The organism is Curvibacter soli, assembly GCF_029211125.1.
Taxonomy (GTDB): Bacteria; Pseudomonadota; Gammaproteobacteria; order Burkholderiales; family Burkholderiaceae_C; genus Curvibacter_A; species Curvibacter_A soli.
Map to the genome: position 1 here is coordinate 1 of NZ_JARGEN010000009.1, position 17179 is coordinate 17179.

17 protein-coding genes are annotated in these 17179 nt (G+C 66.4%); 9 read left to right on the plus strand and 8 right to left on the minus strand.

Annotation, left to right across the window (positions count from 1 at the left end; translation table 11 throughout):
• Positions 1-436: 436 nt before the first annotated feature.
• The 7 genes from PY257_RS01305 to PY257_RS01335 all read right to left on the minus strand — a co-directional run bounded on the left by PY257_RS01305 (position 437) and on the right by PY257_RS01335 (position 8325).
• Positions 437-1381 (minus strand): lysophospholipid acyltransferase family protein, encoded by a 945-nt coding sequence (locus tag PY257_RS01305; RefSeq protein ID WP_275737979.1) that lies wholly within the window; start codon positions 1379-1381, stop codon positions 437-439.
• Positions 1378-3168, minus strand: a complete 1791-nt coding sequence (locus PY257_RS01310; protein ID WP_275737981.1) for an ABC transporter ATP-binding protein — start codon at positions 3166-3168, stop codon at positions 1378-1380. The genes PY257_RS01305 and PY257_RS01310 overlap by 4 nt, the downstream gene beginning before the upstream one ends.
• Positions 3165-4187, minus strand: a complete 1023-nt coding sequence (locus tag PY257_RS01315) for a diacylglycerol kinase family protein (protein WP_275737983.1) — start codon at positions 4185-4187, stop codon at positions 3165-3167. The genes PY257_RS01310 and PY257_RS01315 overlap by 4 nt, the downstream gene beginning before the upstream one ends.
• The gene (locus tag PY257_RS01320) at positions 4184-5299 is read right to left on the minus strand and encodes a fatty acid desaturase family protein (protein WP_275737985.1); all 1116 of its coding nucleotides are present in this window, start codon (positions 5297-5299) and stop codon (positions 4184-4186) included. The genes PY257_RS01315 and PY257_RS01320 overlap by 4 nt, the downstream gene beginning before the upstream one ends.
• A gap of 95 nt (positions 5300-5394) precedes the next feature.
• Positions 5395-6198 (minus strand): DUF3108 domain-containing protein, encoded by an 804-nt coding sequence (locus PY257_RS01325; RefSeq protein WP_275737987.1) that lies wholly within the window; start codon positions 6196-6198, stop codon positions 5395-5397.
• Between the two features lie 70 nt (positions 6199-6268).
• Positions 6269-7180: a hypothetical protein gene (locus PY257_RS01330; RefSeq protein ID WP_275737989.1), complete on the minus strand. Its 912-nt coding sequence runs from the start codon at positions 7178-7180 to the stop codon at positions 6269-6271.
• Positions 7181-7197: 17 nt separating this feature from the next.
• Positions 7198-8325 carry a CDP-alcohol phosphatidyltransferase family protein gene (locus PY257_RS01335; protein ID WP_275737991.1) on the minus strand — a complete coding sequence of 376 codons (1128 nt, stop codon included), beginning with the start codon at positions 8323-8325 and terminating at the stop codon, positions 7198-7200.
• A gap of 77 nt (positions 8326-8402) precedes the next feature.
• Here PY257_RS01335 and PY257_RS01340 point away from each other — a divergent pair, with 77 nt between their 5' ends.
• Genes PY257_RS01340 through PY257_RS01370 form a run of 7 tightly spaced genes read left to right on the plus strand, consistent with a single transcriptional unit; the run spans position 8403 to position 14847 of the window.
• Positions 8403-9326, plus strand: coding sequence for a metallophosphoesterase family protein (locus PY257_RS01340; RefSeq protein ID WP_275737993.1), 924 nt, complete (start codon positions 8403-8405; stop codon positions 9324-9326).
• Positions 9327-9360: 34 nt separating this feature from the next.
• Positions 9361-9804 carry an HIT family protein gene (locus PY257_RS01345; protein ID WP_275737995.1) on the plus strand — a complete coding sequence of 148 codons (444 nt, stop codon included), beginning with the start codon at positions 9361-9363 and terminating at the stop codon, positions 9802-9804.
• A gap of 11 nt (positions 9805-9815) precedes the next feature.
• Positions 9816-10997, plus strand: a complete 1182-nt coding sequence (locus PY257_RS01350; protein WP_275737997.1) for an LptF/LptG family permease — start codon at positions 9816-9818, stop codon at positions 10995-10997.
• A complete protein-coding gene (locus tag PY257_RS01355; RefSeq protein WP_275737999.1) occupies positions 10994-12061 on the plus strand; it encodes an LptF/LptG family permease in 1068 nt (355 codons plus the stop codon). Before PY257_RS01350 ends, PY257_RS01355 begins: the two co-directional genes overlap by 4 nt.
• A complete protein-coding gene (locus PY257_RS01360) occupies positions 12058-13266 on the plus strand; it encodes a CDP-alcohol phosphatidyltransferase family protein (protein ID WP_275738001.1) in 1209 nt (402 codons plus the stop codon). The genes PY257_RS01355 and PY257_RS01360 overlap by 4 nt, the downstream gene beginning before the upstream one ends.
• Positions 13266-14432 (plus strand): dATP pyrophosphohydrolase, encoded by a 1167-nt coding sequence (locus PY257_RS01365; protein WP_275738003.1) that lies wholly within the window; start codon positions 13266-13268, stop codon positions 14430-14432. The genes PY257_RS01360 and PY257_RS01365 overlap by 1 nt, the downstream gene beginning before the upstream one ends.
• 1 nt (position 14433) lies before the next feature.
• Complete coding sequence (locus tag PY257_RS01370; RefSeq protein ID WP_275738005.1) at positions 14434-14847, plus strand: ExbD/TolR family protein; 414 nt, start codon at positions 14434-14436, stop codon at positions 14845-14847.
• A gap of 505 nt (positions 14848-15352) precedes the next feature.
• On the opposite strand, the gene PY257_RS01375 is transcribed toward PY257_RS01370, so the two are convergent.
• The gene (locus PY257_RS01375) at positions 15353-15760 is read right to left on the minus strand and encodes a GlcG/HbpS family heme-binding protein (protein ID WP_275738007.1); all 408 of its coding nucleotides are present in this window, start codon (positions 15758-15760) and stop codon (positions 15353-15355) included.
• A gap of 185 nt (positions 15761-15945) precedes the next feature.
• Between PY257_RS01375 and PY257_RS01380 the strand changes: the two genes are divergently transcribed.
• On the plus strand, positions 15946-16644 hold the full coding sequence (locus PY257_RS01380; protein ID WP_275738009.1) for a Bax inhibitor-1/YccA family protein: 699 nt from the start codon (positions 15946-15948) through the stop codon (positions 16642-16644).
• 151 nt (positions 16645-16795) lie between these two features.
• The gene (locus PY257_RS01385) at positions 16796-17137 is read left to right on the plus strand and encodes a hypothetical protein (protein ID WP_275738011.1); all 342 of its coding nucleotides are present in this window, start codon (positions 16796-16798) and stop codon (positions 17135-17137) included.
• Positions 17138-17179 lie beyond the last annotated feature (42 nt).

Genomic DNA, 17179 nt, shown 5'->3' on the forward strand with positions numbered 1-17179 from the left:
GCGGGCGACATAGACGGGCGACATGGCGCAGCGCGGTGCCCTGACCAGCAACTGCGAACCATCCCGGCAACACCAGCCACACCCCGTGCAGCCATCGCTGCAGGCGCAGCCCTGCACGCTGCGTGCCGAACACCGTTTGTGGAGTGTCCTGGTGGCCGCTGGGCGACGTTCATGCCCGTCATAACGGCCAGCGCAGGGTCTCTTGGACGCATGCAGGCAGGCAATCCGGGCAACGAAATTCAGAAAATCCAATGAGGTGCGGATTCGTTATGGGGTGGTCACGGATTCAGGTGACTGACTGACTGACTGACTGACTGACTGACGACTGACTGACGACTGACTGCCCTGCCGTACTTCGCGAGCCGATCAAGCTGGCCGCCGAGGCCGTGATCATATCCATCATCGACGCAGTCGTCGGCACTGCGGGCGCGCCGCGTCAGGACGAAGCGACGGGCGGCGTGGTGGCGGGTCGCAGCTTGCGCCAGCGCCGGTGGTGCCAACTCCACAGTTGCGGGCGCTGCAGAACCTGCTGCTCCGTCAGGCGTACCAAGCGCTCGACGTCCGACTCCAGCGAGTCCTGCCCCAACGGCACCGGCGGCTGGATTTCGAAGCGCCAGGCCGGTTCGGCCGCCGTCGTCGCCACCGGCAGTAGCGGCGCACGTGCTGCGCGGGCGAGCTGCGCGGGGCCGGCCGGCATGGCAGCGTCCTTGCCGAGAAAGCGCTGCAGCAGGCCGGTCTCGGCCTGCTGCACGCCCTGGTCCATCATGACGAAGACGATGCGGCCCTGCTTCAGCGCCGCGACCATCTGCGCATAGGCGCGTATACCGGCGTTCGCCAGTATGCCTTCGATACCGTACTGCTCAAGGCCGTTCTGCAGCAGACCGGCGGACATCATCCGCGCTTCGCGGTAGACCACGCTCACGCCCCAGCCTGCGCGCGCCAGCTTCACGGTGAGCAATGCAGCGTTGCCCATGTGCGTGGCCAACAGGATCGCGCCGCGCCCGCCCGCCATGGCAGCACGCAGATGCTCCAGGCCGTCGACCTCGCAGTGCGCGATGAGTTGGTCTTCGTTCTGGCGCCGGTCGAACATCGCCAGGATCTCGAGCACGGCGGTGTTGTTCACACGATAGGCCTCGCGCAGCAGCGGCGCCACCGACGGGTCGCCCGGCGGCCGGCCGAGCGCCAGCGCCATATCGTGCGCGATGCGCCGACGCTGGCGCCACGCCAGCCGGTACTGCAGCGCGCCCGTCAGGTTGCCGAGGACACGCACGCGCTGGAAGCCGGCCAGGCGCAGCACGGCGCGCAGTCCGAGGAAGAGCGCGCGGCGGCGGGCGCGGCGCCAACGGCGCCCCAGGTCAACCGGGCGGTCCGCCCCGCTCACGTGCCGTGCTCCTGGGTTGCTGCATTGGCGGCTCCGACGGGGCCGCGCACCAGGCCCACCTGTGCATCGGCCAGACGGTAAATCCGGTCGGCCGCTTCGATCAGCAGGCCCTGGTGCGCCACGGCCAGGATAGTCAGGCGGCCCTTCAGGCGGCGCACGGTGTCGATCACGACGGCCTGGGCTTCGGCGTCGAGGCTGCTCGTAGCCTCGTCGAGCACCAGCAGGCTGGGTTTGTGCACTAGCGCCCGCGCGATGGACAGGCGCTGGCGCTGGCCACCGGACAGGCGCGAACCGCCCTCACCCACCCGGGTCTGCAGGCCTTCGGGCATGGCATCGACGAAGTCGAGCGCATCAGCGGCGCGCAAGGCGTCGCGCAGATCGGCCTCGCCGAGGTCTTCATCGCCGAGCGCGAGGTTATAGGCGATTGATTCGTTGACCAGCACCGAATCCTGCGGCACGTAGCCGATCTGGCGTCGCCAGGGGCGCAGAGCCAGTTCGCCCATCGGCACGCCATCGACACGCACGCTGCCGGCTTCCGGCTGCAGCAGCCCGACCACCAGATCGAGCATCGTGGTCTTGCCGGCGCCCGAGGGGCCGACGATCACGGTCAGCTCGCGCGCAGGGATGACGAAGGACGCATCGTCGAGCACCAGTCGTCCGTCACCGTGCCGGAAGCGCACATGGTCGAAGACGATGCTGCCGGACAGCGTCACCATGCGATCACCGCCTTTCGGTTCGGCCTGCGCATGCGCCGCGTCGATGCCGTCGATGAGCGCCCAGTAGGCGCTCTCGCGCACCACGACCTGCTGATAGGCGCGCTGGGTCTTGGAAAGATAACCCACCACGCGCGCCAGCAGGAACAGCATGACCAGTACCGACGCCAGCGGCATCTTCAGCAGCACCAGACTGAGGAAAAAGCCGATGCCGACCATGATGGCGAGTAGCGGATCTTGCAGCGCGCCGAGCGCTTCACGGCTGACCACTTGGCGGCGCAGCGCGCGGCGCAGTTGCCTCATCTGGTCGGACAGCAACGCGTCGACGTGGTCTTCGCGCGCCATCGCCTTGAGCGGCTTGGCCGCGACCAACTGCGCACCGATGGCCGACAGCAGCGAGGTCAGCAGCCGCGTCTGGTGCTGGCCCGCGCGGCGCGAGCTGCGGATGAGCGTGTGCAGCAGCGCCAGCAGCAGGCCGCCGGCGATGGCCGCGGCCACGCCGGCCTGCCACGAGATCGCCAGCGCGATGCCGATATAGATCAGCGAATTCAGCAGCATCGCCGCCATCTCGGCGCTGTACTGGAAGGCTTCGGAGGCGCGCTGCGCCTCGGTCGCGACCGCGTTCGACAGCCGGCCAACCGACTGCTGTAGGTAATGGCTCCAGCGCGCGCCCATCACTGCGCGGATGAGCGCCAGTCGCAGGTCAGTGGCGATATGCGCCACGGTGTAGCCGACCTGCTTGTTGGCCACCAGCGTGAGGCCGGCGCGCAGCGCGATCAGCGTGATCGCCAGAGTGAGCATGACGGGTGCCGTCGGCTGCAGCCCGAGGAAGTCAGCGATGCGCGTGGCAACCTGCTCGGGCATCGACGGCTTGTGGTTGACGTCGTTGGCGGTCGTCAGCGTCAGCATCGACAGCAGCATCGACATGCCAAGGCCGTCGAGCAGCCCTGCGACAAAGACCGCAGCGAGCGCGGCCGCACTGCGGCCCGGATAGGCGCACACGAAGGCGCCGATCATCGGCACCGCGCCGCGGACGCGGGCGGCGGTCACGACGTCGGTCGGCTCGGCGCTCATGCCGCGAAGAACCGCAAGGAGGGGCCGTGACGGATCACGACCGGGCGCGCAGGGTCGGTGTCATAGGCCTCGCCGTCGAGCGAATAGCCGCTCAGGCCGATGATCTCGACGTACGCGCAGCCGCCGCTGAGAAAGCCGTGGGCCGCGTCCATCGATTGCAAGAAACGCCCGGTGAACAGGAGGGGCAGCGTACGGAAGAAGCCGGTGGCATCCCGCGACACCGCCGTCAGGCGCATGCCGCCGTCGGCGCGCGTGGCATAGGGGTCGAACAGGCCGTGGCGGTGCTGCAGCGTAGTCGCCAGCAGCAGGCTCACCTTGCCCTCGAGGCGGCCCAGCGCGCCGGCCTCGATGCGCAGGTCTGGGCACGACAGGCCGGAACGCCCGCGCAGCCCAAGGAAGAGGAGGCGCAGCAACGATGCCGCCGTGCTCAGGTGGCCGGTGCGCAGCGGGCCGTCGCCGCCGGTGCGGTGCGCATGCGTGCGGCGGATGACGCCATCGATCAGCGCCGCGCCGACCCACAGGCCGTAGCGCGTCGGTGCCGGTGCCTGCTCGATGCACAGCGTGGCGCGCTCGACCACGGCCAGGTCCCAGCGCTTCGCGGCCACGGCCGCGAGGCCACGCTTGAGCGAGGTGAGCGCGTCCGCGCCCGGCACCAGGTCGGCGGCCGTGAGGTTGGTGCGGCCACCCGGCAGCACGAGCAGATCCGGCATCCATGCACCGACCGGCAGACTGGCCAGTTGATGGATGACGGCGCGCACGGTGCCGTCACCGGCCAGCACCATCACGTGGCGCTGGCGCCGGACCAGGATGGTTTCGACGGCGGCCGTGAGCGATGCAGGACCGTCGACCACCACCACCTCGGCGCCCTGCGCCTTCGCCAGCGCCTCGGCCTGACCGGCCAGGCCGCGGGATGCACGAAAGCTCAGGGGATTGACGATGAGGCACGGCGGCAGCGAAGCATTCGCCAACGCATCGCGCGACTCGAACACGGGCGCCAGCCCGGGCACACTGGCGTTCAAGATCGGTCGGGCCGCGGTAGCCACGCACGCATCGCCGATCTCTCGTGCGGCGTTTGCCGGGCAGACTGCCAGAGTTCGCGCACTGCGGCGAAGAAGCTGTCGCGGTTGGTGATGCGGTAGGCGGCATCCGCCGGCAGGCTCGCCATCAGGCGCCGATGTGCTTCGTCCATGTTGTGGTACGGCAGTGCGGGGAAGAGATGGTGCAGCGCGTGGTAGCGCAAACCCACTGGAAACAAGGCGATGGTCAACCAGGTCTGGCCGGTAATGTTGATGGATTCCTCCACCTGGCCCGCCAGGTCCATCGGCGTGCCGTCGTTGATGTAGCGGTGCGCGGCTAGGTTGCGTACCCAATTCAGCCCCAGCGTGCAGGCCAGCAGCAGGTAACCCATGGCCACGTGCGTCAGGCTGATCACGTCACGCCAGACCAGCACGGCGAGCGCCAGGATGTAGACGAAGCACAGCACTTCGACGATCTTCAGGTGCTTCTCGAAGCGCTTGGGAAAGCGCTCGCTGTAGTAAGGATTTGTCACGGCCGCCGACGCACGCGTCAGCACCCAGCGTCGCAGACCGCCGTGCAGCCACGACAGCGGACCCAGCACGCCGAAGCGCACCAGCATGAACAGCGGCAGCAAGGGCGCCTGCGCCAGATACTTGAGCGTTTCCTTCACCGGGGACGAACCAAGCGGCAGGTATTCGCCGTCCGACGGCGTGCCGAAGCGGCGGTGGTTGTGATGCTCGATGTGGTTGCTGTACATGATCCACGGCATCAGGAACGGAATGCCCAGGGCCAGGTTCCATGCCCGCTTGAACCAGACCATCTGCTGGCTCGGCATGTGGATGATCTCGTGGATGAAGGTGCCCGAACGGAAGAACAGCAGGCTGGCGACGATGAAGGCCACGATCTGCACCGCGCTCCAAGGCGTTGCCAGGAAATAGACGGCGACAAGCGTCCAGCCCAGACCCGTGGTCAGCAGGAAATCGGTCCAGTAGATGACGGGCGAGCGTTCGAACAGGTCGGCGATCAGCGCGCGCGCCTGTCCCCGCCATGCGAAATTTCGGGTGACCGGGGCAGCGGCAGTTGCCCGTTCAACGGGCGTGGAAGTGGTAGTCACGGCGCAACGAAAGACATCGGGAGATAACTGAAGCATACCGGGTGCGGGGAAGTCCCCGATGAGAACTCCAATTTCGCGGCTCCGCAGAAGGATTGCTAACCGCTGATGTCGACCAGCGCCATGTCGAGCGGTGCGTCGAATGGCGGCAGCGTAAGGCGTATGCGCACTGGCAGGAACTGCCGCGCCGGCTCCACCCAGACCTCGGCCCGGGTGTCCTCGGGCTTGTGCAACAAACGTGTCAGCTTCTGTGTGTTCAGTGTGCCTGCGGGGGTCTTGATGCTCTCCGCGCCCGAGATTTCAAAGACCCAGGCTTCGGCACGGCCGCGCACGCCAACCACCGGCATCACGACCCGCTCGCCCGCCTTCGCCTTGGCCGGGTCCGCCGCCAGAATGGCCTGCAACTGCACCAGCCAGCTGACGCGGTCCTGCGTGCCCGGCACCAGGGGAATGTCGGGCGCGGAGCCCGAGAAATCGATCTTCGATTCTCCGCGCACGAAGGTAGCCTCACGCGCGGACTTGCCCAGGCGCTTCTCCACATAGTTATTGGGCGCCACGCCGGCGGCGTCGAAGCCTCCCTGGCTGGCCCAGTTGAACAGCGCCAAGCCAGCTACCGTGCCCTTGAGGTGCGCTTCGTAGGTCTCAGCCGTGCGCTTCCAGACGAACTCGCCGCTGCCGCGGATGCCGCCGCGCTGCATCTCATAGAGAACTGTGAAAGAGCGCGTGATGAGGGTCGGGTAGACCTTGGCCTCGGCATCGCGTTCCAGTGGCGGCGTGCCACCGGGTTCAGCGGCAGAGGCGATGGAAGCCACCAGGACCGCCGCGCACAGTCCGGCCAGGCGCCGACAGCCAATGGGTCGGGGCGAGGTGCGGGGAGAGGAATCCGACGGGAACATGAACATGGGCAATAGCAGGCAAGGCCGGAGTCTCGCGCGAACGAGATCCGCCACGAAGCATATCGTAGTCGGCGCGTCAGCGCAGCACGCCACGGCGGCGCAGCCGCCAGTAGATCCCGGGCGCCGCCAGCAATGGGTGGCGTCGCTGAAACGGCGTGGGCTCGATCTTGTAGCCGCTGTGGCGCTCGACCTTCCACGCGACGTAGTCGGTAGCGTTGTCGAAGGTCAGGGCGGCCTTCAGAAGCCGCAGCACGTTCAGTATGGGGCCCAGCCGCTGGCGCATGCGCCAGCGGCGCTCGGCGATGGTGCGCTCGTCCGGCGCCAGCACGGGTGCCAATTCATCAACCGCCGTGGTGAAGGCGAGGCCGCCCTCCTCCCACGCAAGCGGCAGCAAGCGCGCATAGCGCGGCCCGTTGTGAGCCAGCAGATCGGCGCTGCGGGTGCCGCGCTCGACCCGCAGCTCGGCCGCGTAGGTGCGCGCATACAAGGCACGCCAGTAAGCAATTGGCTCGGCATGCAGCGGCCCCAAAATTGCCGCCCAGTGCGCCGCCGCCACCACGGCGTCGCAGACCGCATCGCGCATGGCGAGCTGGTCGGCCTCGCTGCGGGTGTAGATGCAGGCACAGGGCTGCGAGAAGCGCGCCCACAGCGTCGTATCGAGGCACTGCAGCGACATCGCCCGCCGGAACTGCGCCACCGTCATCACCGCGTACTTGGCCTTCAGGCTCTGGCCATCGACCGATTCCTCCAGGTAACCGACGTTTGGCGGCAGCAGACGGTTGGCGCAGGCAGCGAGCAACGAACCCGGCCAGTCGGTGACGTGGTCGACGAGCACGTAGAAATCAAGCACGCCGTCGAGTGTGCAATCTCTCAGGGCCGAGCCATAAAACAGCACGGCGGCCGCCCCGCCCTGCGCGCGTGCAGCGAGCCGCTCGGCCAGCGTCACGACTGCGGGCGGGACTTCACGCCGCAGCTCGTCATCGACCAACGTGCGCAGTTCTTCTCTCACGGTGGGGCGGAGAGCCAGGACCGCAGCGGACCACGACGGCGCGCCGCGGCGGCCTGCAGCAGCCGCACGGCATGCACGACCAGACAGGCCACGGTCCAGATGGCCACGGCCAGAATGCCGAGGTCCGGACGCCCGAAGAGCATGGACGCCGTCAGCAGCAGCAGATTCGGGTTACGACGCGCGGTGATGAGCCGCAAGCGGCTGTCGAAGCGCTCCCATACGTGCATCTCGATGCCAAAACAAGCGATGAATAAGCCTTCCTCCAGGCGCTGCAGCACGTAGCCCGCGATGATCGCCGTAAGAGTCAGCGTGGCATGCGTCAGCGACAGGCCCACCGCCGGCAGCCCGACAATCCATGCCCACCACCAGAACGGCGGGTGAATCAAGTCGATGGAATGGTCGAAGACATCGCCAAAGCGCGAGGACTGCAGCGTAACCCGCGCCAGCTTGCCGTCCACGGTGTCAAGAAAGGTCATGCCCCAGGCGGCGGCGAGCCCGAGCGCGTAGTGCCCCGTCCAGAACAGCCACATGGCGACCAGCACCAGCGCCAAGCTGGCCAAGGTCACCTGGTTCGGCGTGATGCCGGCCTCGGCGCACAGGCGCGTAACGTAGCGCGCCGGCCGCGGCCAGACATAGAGCGTGACCAAGTCGGTGACGCCCTTGTAGGCGCCGAGGAAGGTACGCCACTCAATGGCGTCCATGCTACCTGCCGTCAGCGGCAACAGGTACGGGGGCTCGCGCTTGCGCAGCTTGTCGTTGTAGCCATCGGCGATCTGTGCCGGCGAGACAGTTCGCGCATCGGCCAGCGTCCGCCGCTCGGCCAGCAAGGTTGCAGCTTCAGCGGCACGTGCGGACGGGACGGACAGCGCGACCACCTCGCCGTTGCCGGCACGCAAGGCGACGTCATCCGTCGCACCAGCGAGGCCGCGCACCAGCGCTTCGTCATACACCCAGTCGGCCCGCAGCACTATGACGCGATCGGCATCGGCCGGCGCGCTGACCACGCCGGCGCGCTCGAACTGGCGACCCAACCGCGCCTGTGACGTGAGCCCCCAGACACTCAAGGTCGATTCGCCGACGATGATCCCCGCGACACGCTGGGTGGAACCCGCGTTGGCGCTCATGAAAATAGCCCGACGTGCGGGGTATGAAGTTTTGGCATGATCGAAAGATCTGAAAAAGAAGCAGCGGGCGATTATCGATGAGCGAATTTGCGTTTGCGCACGTGTCGGATCTGCACCTCCCTTTCGAGCCCGTGTTGTCGCTGCCGCAACATTTCACGAAACGGCAGCTCAGCGCCTGGTCCTGGCAGCGACGGCGCGCGCTGCATCGCATCGACATCCTCGATGCACTCGCGCAGGACATCCGCACCCACGCAGTCGACCACATCCTTGTCACGGGTGACATCACGAACTTCGCGCTGCCCGACGAATTCGAGCAAGCGGCGCGCTGGCTGACCGCGCTCGCGCCGCCGGAGCGCATCAGTCTCGTGCCCGGCAACCACGACGCGCTGGTACCCGTGCCGTTTGCGCAGGGACTCGGGATCTGGCAGGAGTGGACGCGTGCGGACGATGGTTGGCCCTTCGTTCATCGCCGCAATGGCGTGGCGCTGATAGGATTGAACTCGGCGCTGCCGACCCCACCGCTGCTGGCTCGCGGCTGGCTCGGCGCGCAGCAACTATCGCGGCTTGAACAGGTATTGGCGGCCGAGGGCAAGGCGGGACGGATTCGCATCGTCATGCTTCACCATCCACCAGCCGACGGCGCCGTCGGCTGGCGCAAGGCGCTGGCCGATCGCCACGGGCTACGCGCCGTGCTGCAGCGTGTGGGCGCCGAGTTGGTGCTGCACGGTCATGCCCGTGACGCCCGCATGGACGTGGTCGCCGGGCCGGCGCTGCCGATTCCCTGTTTGTGCGTGCCATCTTCCTCGGCCGTGCCGAATCCGAAAGACCAGGGCGCACTCTGGCACCGACTGCGCCTGATGAACGGTGCCAATGGCCCGCAAATCATGGTCGAGGTGCGTCGCTGGTCGGCCGAGGCCGAAAACTTCGTTCCGGACGGCGCCTATGCGCTAAGCCTGCCACGTGTGTGGCCTGGCGACTCAGGCGAAAATATCGGCCGCTGAAAACACTTGCTACACACGACCTTGGACGACCGCGATGGCCAATGCCACTGAAACGAAATTCGGCGACCCCGCCACACGACTGGCGCAGACGGACTGCTGGACGCTGCTATTGCGCCCCAAACAGCCCACGCTGGGCTCCATGGTGCTGGTATGCCGCGAGCCAGTCCAGGCCTTCGCCGATGTGAGTGCCAAGGCCTTCGTGGAAATGCAGGGCGTGGTCCGCAGCATTGAGGTCGCACTGCGCCACTTTGTGGGATACGAGCGGATAAACTACCTCATGTTGATGATGGTTGACCCGGACGTGCACTTTCATGTAATTCCGCGCTACGACGGCGTGCGCATGTTTGAAGGTGTGGCATTCCCCGATGCCGGCTGGCCCGGGCTGCCGGCGCTAGATGCCGCCGTATCGCTCGATGCTGCGATGATCGCCAAATTGAGCGCCGTCCTGCGCGGCGCCCAGCAGCGCACTGCTCCCTGAGGCTTCGCCCTTTGCCCTTTCTCTCGTTCGATCGGCTCGACCGCTATGCGGTGCGCCTGTTCGTGGTGCCGCTGCTGACGGCGCTGGCGACCATGCTGCTGGCGACGATGCTGCAGCGGCTGTTGCGGCTGTTTGACATCGCGGCGTCCACCGGGGCGTCGATCACAAGCGCGCTGGTGGCGGCAGCCGACCTGGTGCCGCACTACCTGGGACTTGCGCTGCCAGTAGCGTTCACGGCAGCCATTTTCATGGCCGCGGCGCGCATGGGCGATGACAGCGAACTTGACGCGATGCTCGCCACCGGACGCTCGATCACGCGCATCGCAGTGCCCTATTTCATCCTCGCACTCCTGCTGAGTATGTTCAACCTATACCTCTTCGGGCAACTGCAACCGCTCGCGCGCTATGACTACCACGTCAAGATGGACGCGGTACTGCAGACCAACTGGAATGCGAAGATCGAGGAAAACCGCTTCATCGACATCGCGCACGGCTTCAGCTTCAGCGCCGACAGCGTAGAAGACGGGGGCCGCCGCTTCCAGGGCGTGTTCATGGAGCGCCGCCAGAACGGCGTCGAAGAAATCACGACGGCCGTGCGCGGCAAACTGGAGACCGAGTCGGCCACGCGCAAGCTGCGCCTCAAGCTGGAAGACGGCCTGCGGGTGCGGCAGACGGCTGACGGCGCGATCTCCACCGCGCGCTTCGCCGACGGCTTCGTCGAAGATTTCTCGCCGGTGCGCGCGCCCTTTCGCGACCGAGGCGAGTCGGCCACCGAACGCACGCTGCCCGAGCTCTGGCTGACCATGTACAGCAACCCAGACCCCGACTCGTCCGCCGAATTTCACAGCCGGCTCGCGCGTGCGCTGCTGCCGCCCCTGCTGCCGTTGCTGGCGCTGCCGCTGGGCATGGCCTCCAAGCGCGGACGGCGCACGCCTGGCGTCGTTTTCGCGTCGCTTGCCTTGCTGCTGCTCAACCACACGCTTCAGTTCGGCAAGAGCATGGCCGAGAGTGGACGCCTGCCGGCCGCGCTGGCGGTGTGGACGCCTTATGTGCTGTTCGCGCTGCTGAGTTTGTGGATTTTCCGCGGCAGCCTCGCATGGCCCGGCGACAACCCGGTGTCCCGCACCATCGGCGTGCTGGAGCGGCTGATAGAACGCCTCAAGCCGCGACGCTCCGCCAAGGTGGCAGCATGAACCACGCAATGGCTTCGTACGTGCGGCGACGCGTCGGCACGCAGATCCTCGTGCTGCTGCTGGTAATCACGGCGCTGATGCAGGTGCTCGAACTGCTCGACGTCACCACCGACGTGCTCAAGCGTGATCGGGGCTTGATCGGCATTGTCTACTACGGCATGCTGCGCCTCCCGGCCGAGCTGGTGATGGCGTTGCCGCCCGCTGTGCTGCTCGGCACGCTCATGGGGCTGGGCACGATGGCGCGCAACCTCGAAATCGCCACGATGCGCACGGCGGGCGTCAGCATGATGCGGCTGCTCGGCTACCTGCTGCCGCTGGCGGCAGTGCTGGCCGTCGCCCAGTTCTTGCTGTCCGACCATGTGCTGCCGCCAGCGGAAAACGGTCTGAAGGAATGGTGGAGCGCCAGCGCGCCCGCCGACGACACGCCGACCAAGCGCTGGGCGCACACCTCCGGCGGCACCGTGTCCATGGAAAGCACCAGCCCCGATGGCCGCAGCCTGATCGACGTGCGGCTGTACGTCCGCGACGACGCCGGTCTGCTCAAGAGCCGCCTGACCGCCACCGAGGCGCAGTGGGACGGCCAGGCTTGGCGGCTCAAGGGCGTCAACGAGTTCCGCTATGGCGAGAAGCGCGTCGAGCACATCCAGGTAGCCGAACGCGCGTGGGACACCAACCTGCAGCCCGAAGACGTGTTGCGGCTCGACATCGCACGCCCCAACCTCTCGACCGTCATGCTGGCCGAAGTGATCAAAGGCACCCGCACTGGAACGCGGCCCCATCGCTACTACGAGAGCGTGCTGTATCGCGCCTACGCCGCGCCGCTGGCGGTCTTCGTCATGTTGCTGCTAGCGCTGCCGACGGCGGTATCGCTGCCGCGCGGCACGGGCGGTGGATCAAGAATGGCGATGGCGCTGATCCTCGGCCTGGGGTTTCTTCTCTGCGACGGTATCGTCGCGGTCCTGGGTCTGAGCGCCCGGTGGCCTCCGCTGGTCATCGCCCTCGCCGCGCCGGCGCTGTTCTCGGCGATCGGACTCCTGCAACTGCGAGCATCTGAGAGCATATGAATCTTTGGATCGACACCACCGCTGCCGCCCGCGCAGAGCCACTATTCGGCATCCCGCCCGTCGAACGTCTGCGGCGCAGCGTGAAGCATCTCGATGCCGGGACGCACGTCGTCCTGTCCGGCGTCGATGCCGGCAGCACCGCCTGGCCCGCCGCGAAGACCGACGTCGACACGGTGCCGCTGGGCATGCGCCTGCGCCAGGCGCTGGTCAGCGGCGCGCTGGTCGCCATTGACGGCGGCAACGCGGTCGACCCGCGACTGATCGACGTTCTGCTTCGCGGCACGGGGCCCTGCGTCGCTGTCCGCGGGGAAGGCGCCGAGCGCGCCGTCGTGCTGCGCCTCGAGCCTGCGCTCGCCGGCGACATTCCATCCGGCGCGCTAACGCTGCGCGAGGTGGCCGACACCATGCTGGCCGCCGGGCGCATAGCACCGTATGACGAACAGGACTTCCCCGCCTACGTCAACAAGCTGCGACGTTCGCTGCCCTACTGGATCTACGCGGTCAATGGCAAGGCCGCGCGCAATCGACTCGAACGCCAGATGTTCTGGGACAACTACAAGGGCTCGACCGATCTGCTCACCCGCTGGGTCTACCCACCGCTGGTATGGCAATTGGTGCGCTTATGTACTCGCTGGCGCATCCACCCCAACACGGTGACGGCGTTGTCGATCATCCTCACAGTCGCGGCCGTGCCACTGTTCGCGCAAGGGAACTTCCTGCTCGGCTTCCTGTGCGCGTACGGCATGAGCGTGCTCGACAGCGTCGATGGCAAAATTGCACGAGTGACGCTGACCGATTCGGCCATTGGCAATGTGCTCGACCACGGCTTGGACATCGTGCATCCGCCCTTCTGGTATTTCGCCTGGGCCTGGGGTCTTGGCGGACGGTCCATGGACGACCACCTCTACGCGGCAGCCGTCTGGCTGATCGTCTTCTACCTCGGTGACCGCATCGTGCTGGGCATTGCCAAGGCCCGCCTCGGCTTCGCGCTGCATGCGGCTACGCGGCTGGACGGCCGCGTGCGTAGCTTCATCGCGCGGCGTAACATCACCATGACGATCATGGCGCTCGCGCTGCTGATCGGCGCCGGCCCGGCCGGCCTGTACATCGTCACCGCATGGCAAGGTCTGACGTTCGCCTGGCACGGCGTACGCACGATCTGGCTCGGATTTCTCGCACGCAACAAGTCTCTCCCGGCTGTCTGATGACCACTCTCGAAATCATCCCGGTTCGCACACCGGCGGAACTGGACCGCTTCATCCAGTTGCCCTCGAAAATCCACGCCCGCGACCCGCACTTCGTGCCGCCGCTGATGATGGAGCGGCGCGAGGCCTTGTCGCCACGGAAAAATCCCTACTTTGCGCACGCCGAGACACAGTTCTGGCTTGCCCGCAAAGGCGACCGTGATGTCGGCCGCATCAGCGCACAAATCGACAGGCTCGTGAAGGACCCGGCAGTTGGCCACTTCGGGATGATCTGCGCAGAGGACGACAGCGAGGTCTTCGCGGCACTCTTCGAGATTGCAGAAAGCTGGCTCGCCGCGCGCGGCAAGACGAAGGTGCTCGGCCCCTTCAACCTGTCGATCAACGAGGAGACGGGCCTGCTGATCGATGGCTTCGATACGCCGCCGATGATGCTGATGGGCCACGACGCCCGCTACGTCGGCGCACGGGTCGAGGCCGAGGGCTACGCGAAGGCGAAGGACACGATCGCCTACCTCTACGACATCGAGCACGAGATGCCCGCCGCCGCGCGCCGCATGATCGGCCCGCGCAAGCCGTCGGCGCTGACGGTGCGCAACCTCGACACCAAGCGCTACCTCGAAGAGTTCGACACGGTCACCGCGATCTTCAACGACGCCTGGTCGCAGAACTGGGGCTTCATCCCGTTCACCGAAGCGGAGATCGCGCACATGGCCAAGAGCCTGAAGATGTTCATCGACCCGACCTGCGTGGCCATCGTCGAACTCAACGGCAAGGCCGTGGGCTTCGGCATCGCCCTGCCCAACCTCAACGAGATGATCGCGGACTTCGGCGGCAAGCTGCTGCCCTTCAATTGGGCCAAGCTGATGCTGCGTCTCAAGCGCGGCACGAAGACGGCGCGCGTGCCGCTGATGGGCATCAGCCGCAGCATCAGCGGCGAACTGGCCGGCGCCATCGCGCCCTTCCTGGCCATCGACACGATGCGACAGGGCCTGCGCGCCAAGGGCGTGAAGCAGGTCGAACTGTCGTGGATCCTGGAGGACAACCGGCCGATGCGGCACATCATCGAGTCTCTCGGCGCCGCCCCGTACAAGACCTACCGCGTCTACGAGAAAACCCTCGTCACCGGTGGCGCAGCGGCCTCGCGCGTAGCGCGGTGGAGCAACTGACATGGCGTTCGGTACCCAGGAGGACTCCGACGAGGTGATGAACGAGATCAACATGACGCCGCTGGTGGACGTCATGCTGGTGCTGCTCATCATCTTCATCATCACGGTGCCCGTGATGAAGCATGCGGTCAACGTGGACCTGCCCCGGGCCACCAACAAGCCCGAGGACGTCAAGCCCGAAACGGTGCGGCTGAGCGTGGCCGCCGACGGCACCTACTACTGGAACGAAACCAGGATCGACAGCGACGCGCAGCTCGAAACCCTGCTGCGCGCCGAGGCGGCGAAAAACCCGCAGCCCGACCTGCACATCCGCGGCGACAAGGAAGTGCGCTACGAGCGCGTGGCGCAGGCCATGTCGGCGGCACAGATGGCCGGTCTGCGCAAGATCGGGTTCGTGACCGATCCGCAGAAGTGATTTTTTACACTGCGGATGCTTGACTTTTAATCGAGAACAGTTCATCTCAGTTATCCATGGCGCTCGCGCGCCACCCGCGACGCATGAAACTGGCGCAGCCCAATGCCAGGGATACCGCGGAACCGGCTTTGCCGGGCCGCTGGCATCGCCCCCCGGCGAGGGGGTTGGCGGCCACACGCAGTGGGCAGCAAGCCTGGGGGAGTGTTCCATCTCAGGTATCGATTCCCCAAGAGATCCCGCATGCAAGCCGTTCTTTCCGCACAACCCCTGTTCGCCGCAGTCGACAAGAAGGCCGCCGTACAAAGCGCCCCATCCCTGACCAAATAGAGTTTCATCGTGGGGCGACTCCGAGGCTTGATTCCCAAGTCTCCAAGGGTCGTTTTTTGCTAGCCAACGGATTTATCCGACCAGCCAAGCATTTTTTTCCCGCAACCATCATCCGCCACCGAAAAACGCCGGCCTCGCAGCCGGCGTTTTTGCTTTTGCACGGATGCCGCCGGGCCGGTCAAAGCCCCAGCGCGGCAATGCCTGCCTTGGCGATCTGCACATCCTCGCTGGACTTCACGCCGCTCACGCCCACCGCGCCGATGCAATGCCCGTTGTGCAGAATGGCCACGCCGCCTTCGAGCATTCCCTGTGCGTCGGGTACGGTCAGGAATGCGTAGCGCCCGCCATTGATAATGTCTTCGTAGATCTTGCTTTCGCGGCGGCCCAGGGCCGCCGTGTGGGCCTTGGCTGGCGCAATGTGCGCCGAGATCGCGGGCGCGCCATCGAGTCGCTGCAGCCACAGCAGATGGCCGCCGTCATCGACGATGGCGATGGTCACGGCCCATTGGTTGGCGATGGCATGTGCCTCGGCGGCGGCGGCGATCCTCTTGATATCCGCGAGTTCGAGCATAGATTTGGTCTGCATGGTGTAAGGTCGGGGTCGGTGATGAACGGTGTACGAGGATAACCTTGGAGCCGGCACCGATTCCCGCGCCTGCCTACAAAACACTCCAACGCAATAGTAGGCAATCCCATGAGGCCATTGGCGCCCTGCGCCCGCATGCCCCCTAGAATTTGCCCACCTGCCAACGCAGTCAAGGAGAGAAGACCATGAATACACCCGTCCAGACCCTGGAAACCCCGAGCTACGGCTACGGCCTGTCGCTAGAGCAGCGCAACAAGGTGCTGCGCAATACCTACTGGCTGCTGGCGCTGAGCCTGCTGCCCACCGTGCTGGGGGCGTGGCTCGGCGTGGCCACGGGCATCACCCGCTCGCTCACGGGCGGCCTGGGGCTGATCGTCTTCATGGGTGGTGCCTTCGGCTTCATGTTCGCCATCGAGAAGACCAAGCGTTCCGCCGCCGGTGTTCCGGTGCTGCTGGGCTTCACCTTCTTCATGGGCCTGATGCTGTCGCGGCTCATCGCCATGGTGCTGGGCTTCAGCAATGGGCCCGCGCTGGTGATGACGGCCTTCGGCGGCACCGCCGGCGTGTTCCTGGCCATGGCCAGCCTGGCGTCGGTCGTCAAGCGCGACCTCTCGGGCCTGGGCAAGTTCCTGTTCGTAGGGGTGATCGTGCTGCTGGTCGGCAGCGTCATCAATATCTTCGTGGGATCGTCCGCGGCCATGCTGGCCATCTCGGTGGTGGCCATCGGTATCTTCAGCGCCTTCATGCTCTACGACATCAAGCGCATCCTCGACGGCGGCGAGACCAACTACATCTCGGCCACGCTGGCGCTGTACCTGGACGCCTTCAACGTGTTCCAGAGCCTGCTGTCGCTGCTCGGCATCTTCGGCGGCGAGCGCGACTGAGCACCTCCGCGCATCCTCCCGCAGGGCCTCCGCAAGAGGCCCTTTTCACGTGCGGCCTTGACCTGCGGCATGCCGTGCGGTGGAGCCGGGGGTCAATTCGTCCGCCATCGTGCCGATAATGGAAACAAGCCCCTTTTCTGGATGCACCCTCATGCCCCAGCGCCTTCTTCTGCTGCTCGCCCTCGCCTCGCTGCTCGCCGGCTGCGACATTCCCGGCCTGGGCCCGGACCCGAAGGTGACGCAGCGCGAGGCCGAGGCCCGCGCCGTCGGCGGCGCCTGCCGCCATTCGATGCGCAGCCTGGAAGACTGCTTCACCCTCAACGGCAAGGCCAGCAAGGCGGCGATCTTCGCGGGCTGGAAGGACATGGACATCTACATGCGCGACAACAAGATCGAGGCCGTGCCCTCGGTGCTGGGCAAGACCGATGCCCGGCCCGCGCCCGAGGCGGATACGCGCCCACCCGCCACGGCGGCAGAGCGCGACCGCAGCTAGTGCAGTGTTCGATGCTTGGCGGCACCAATAAAAGCGATGCGT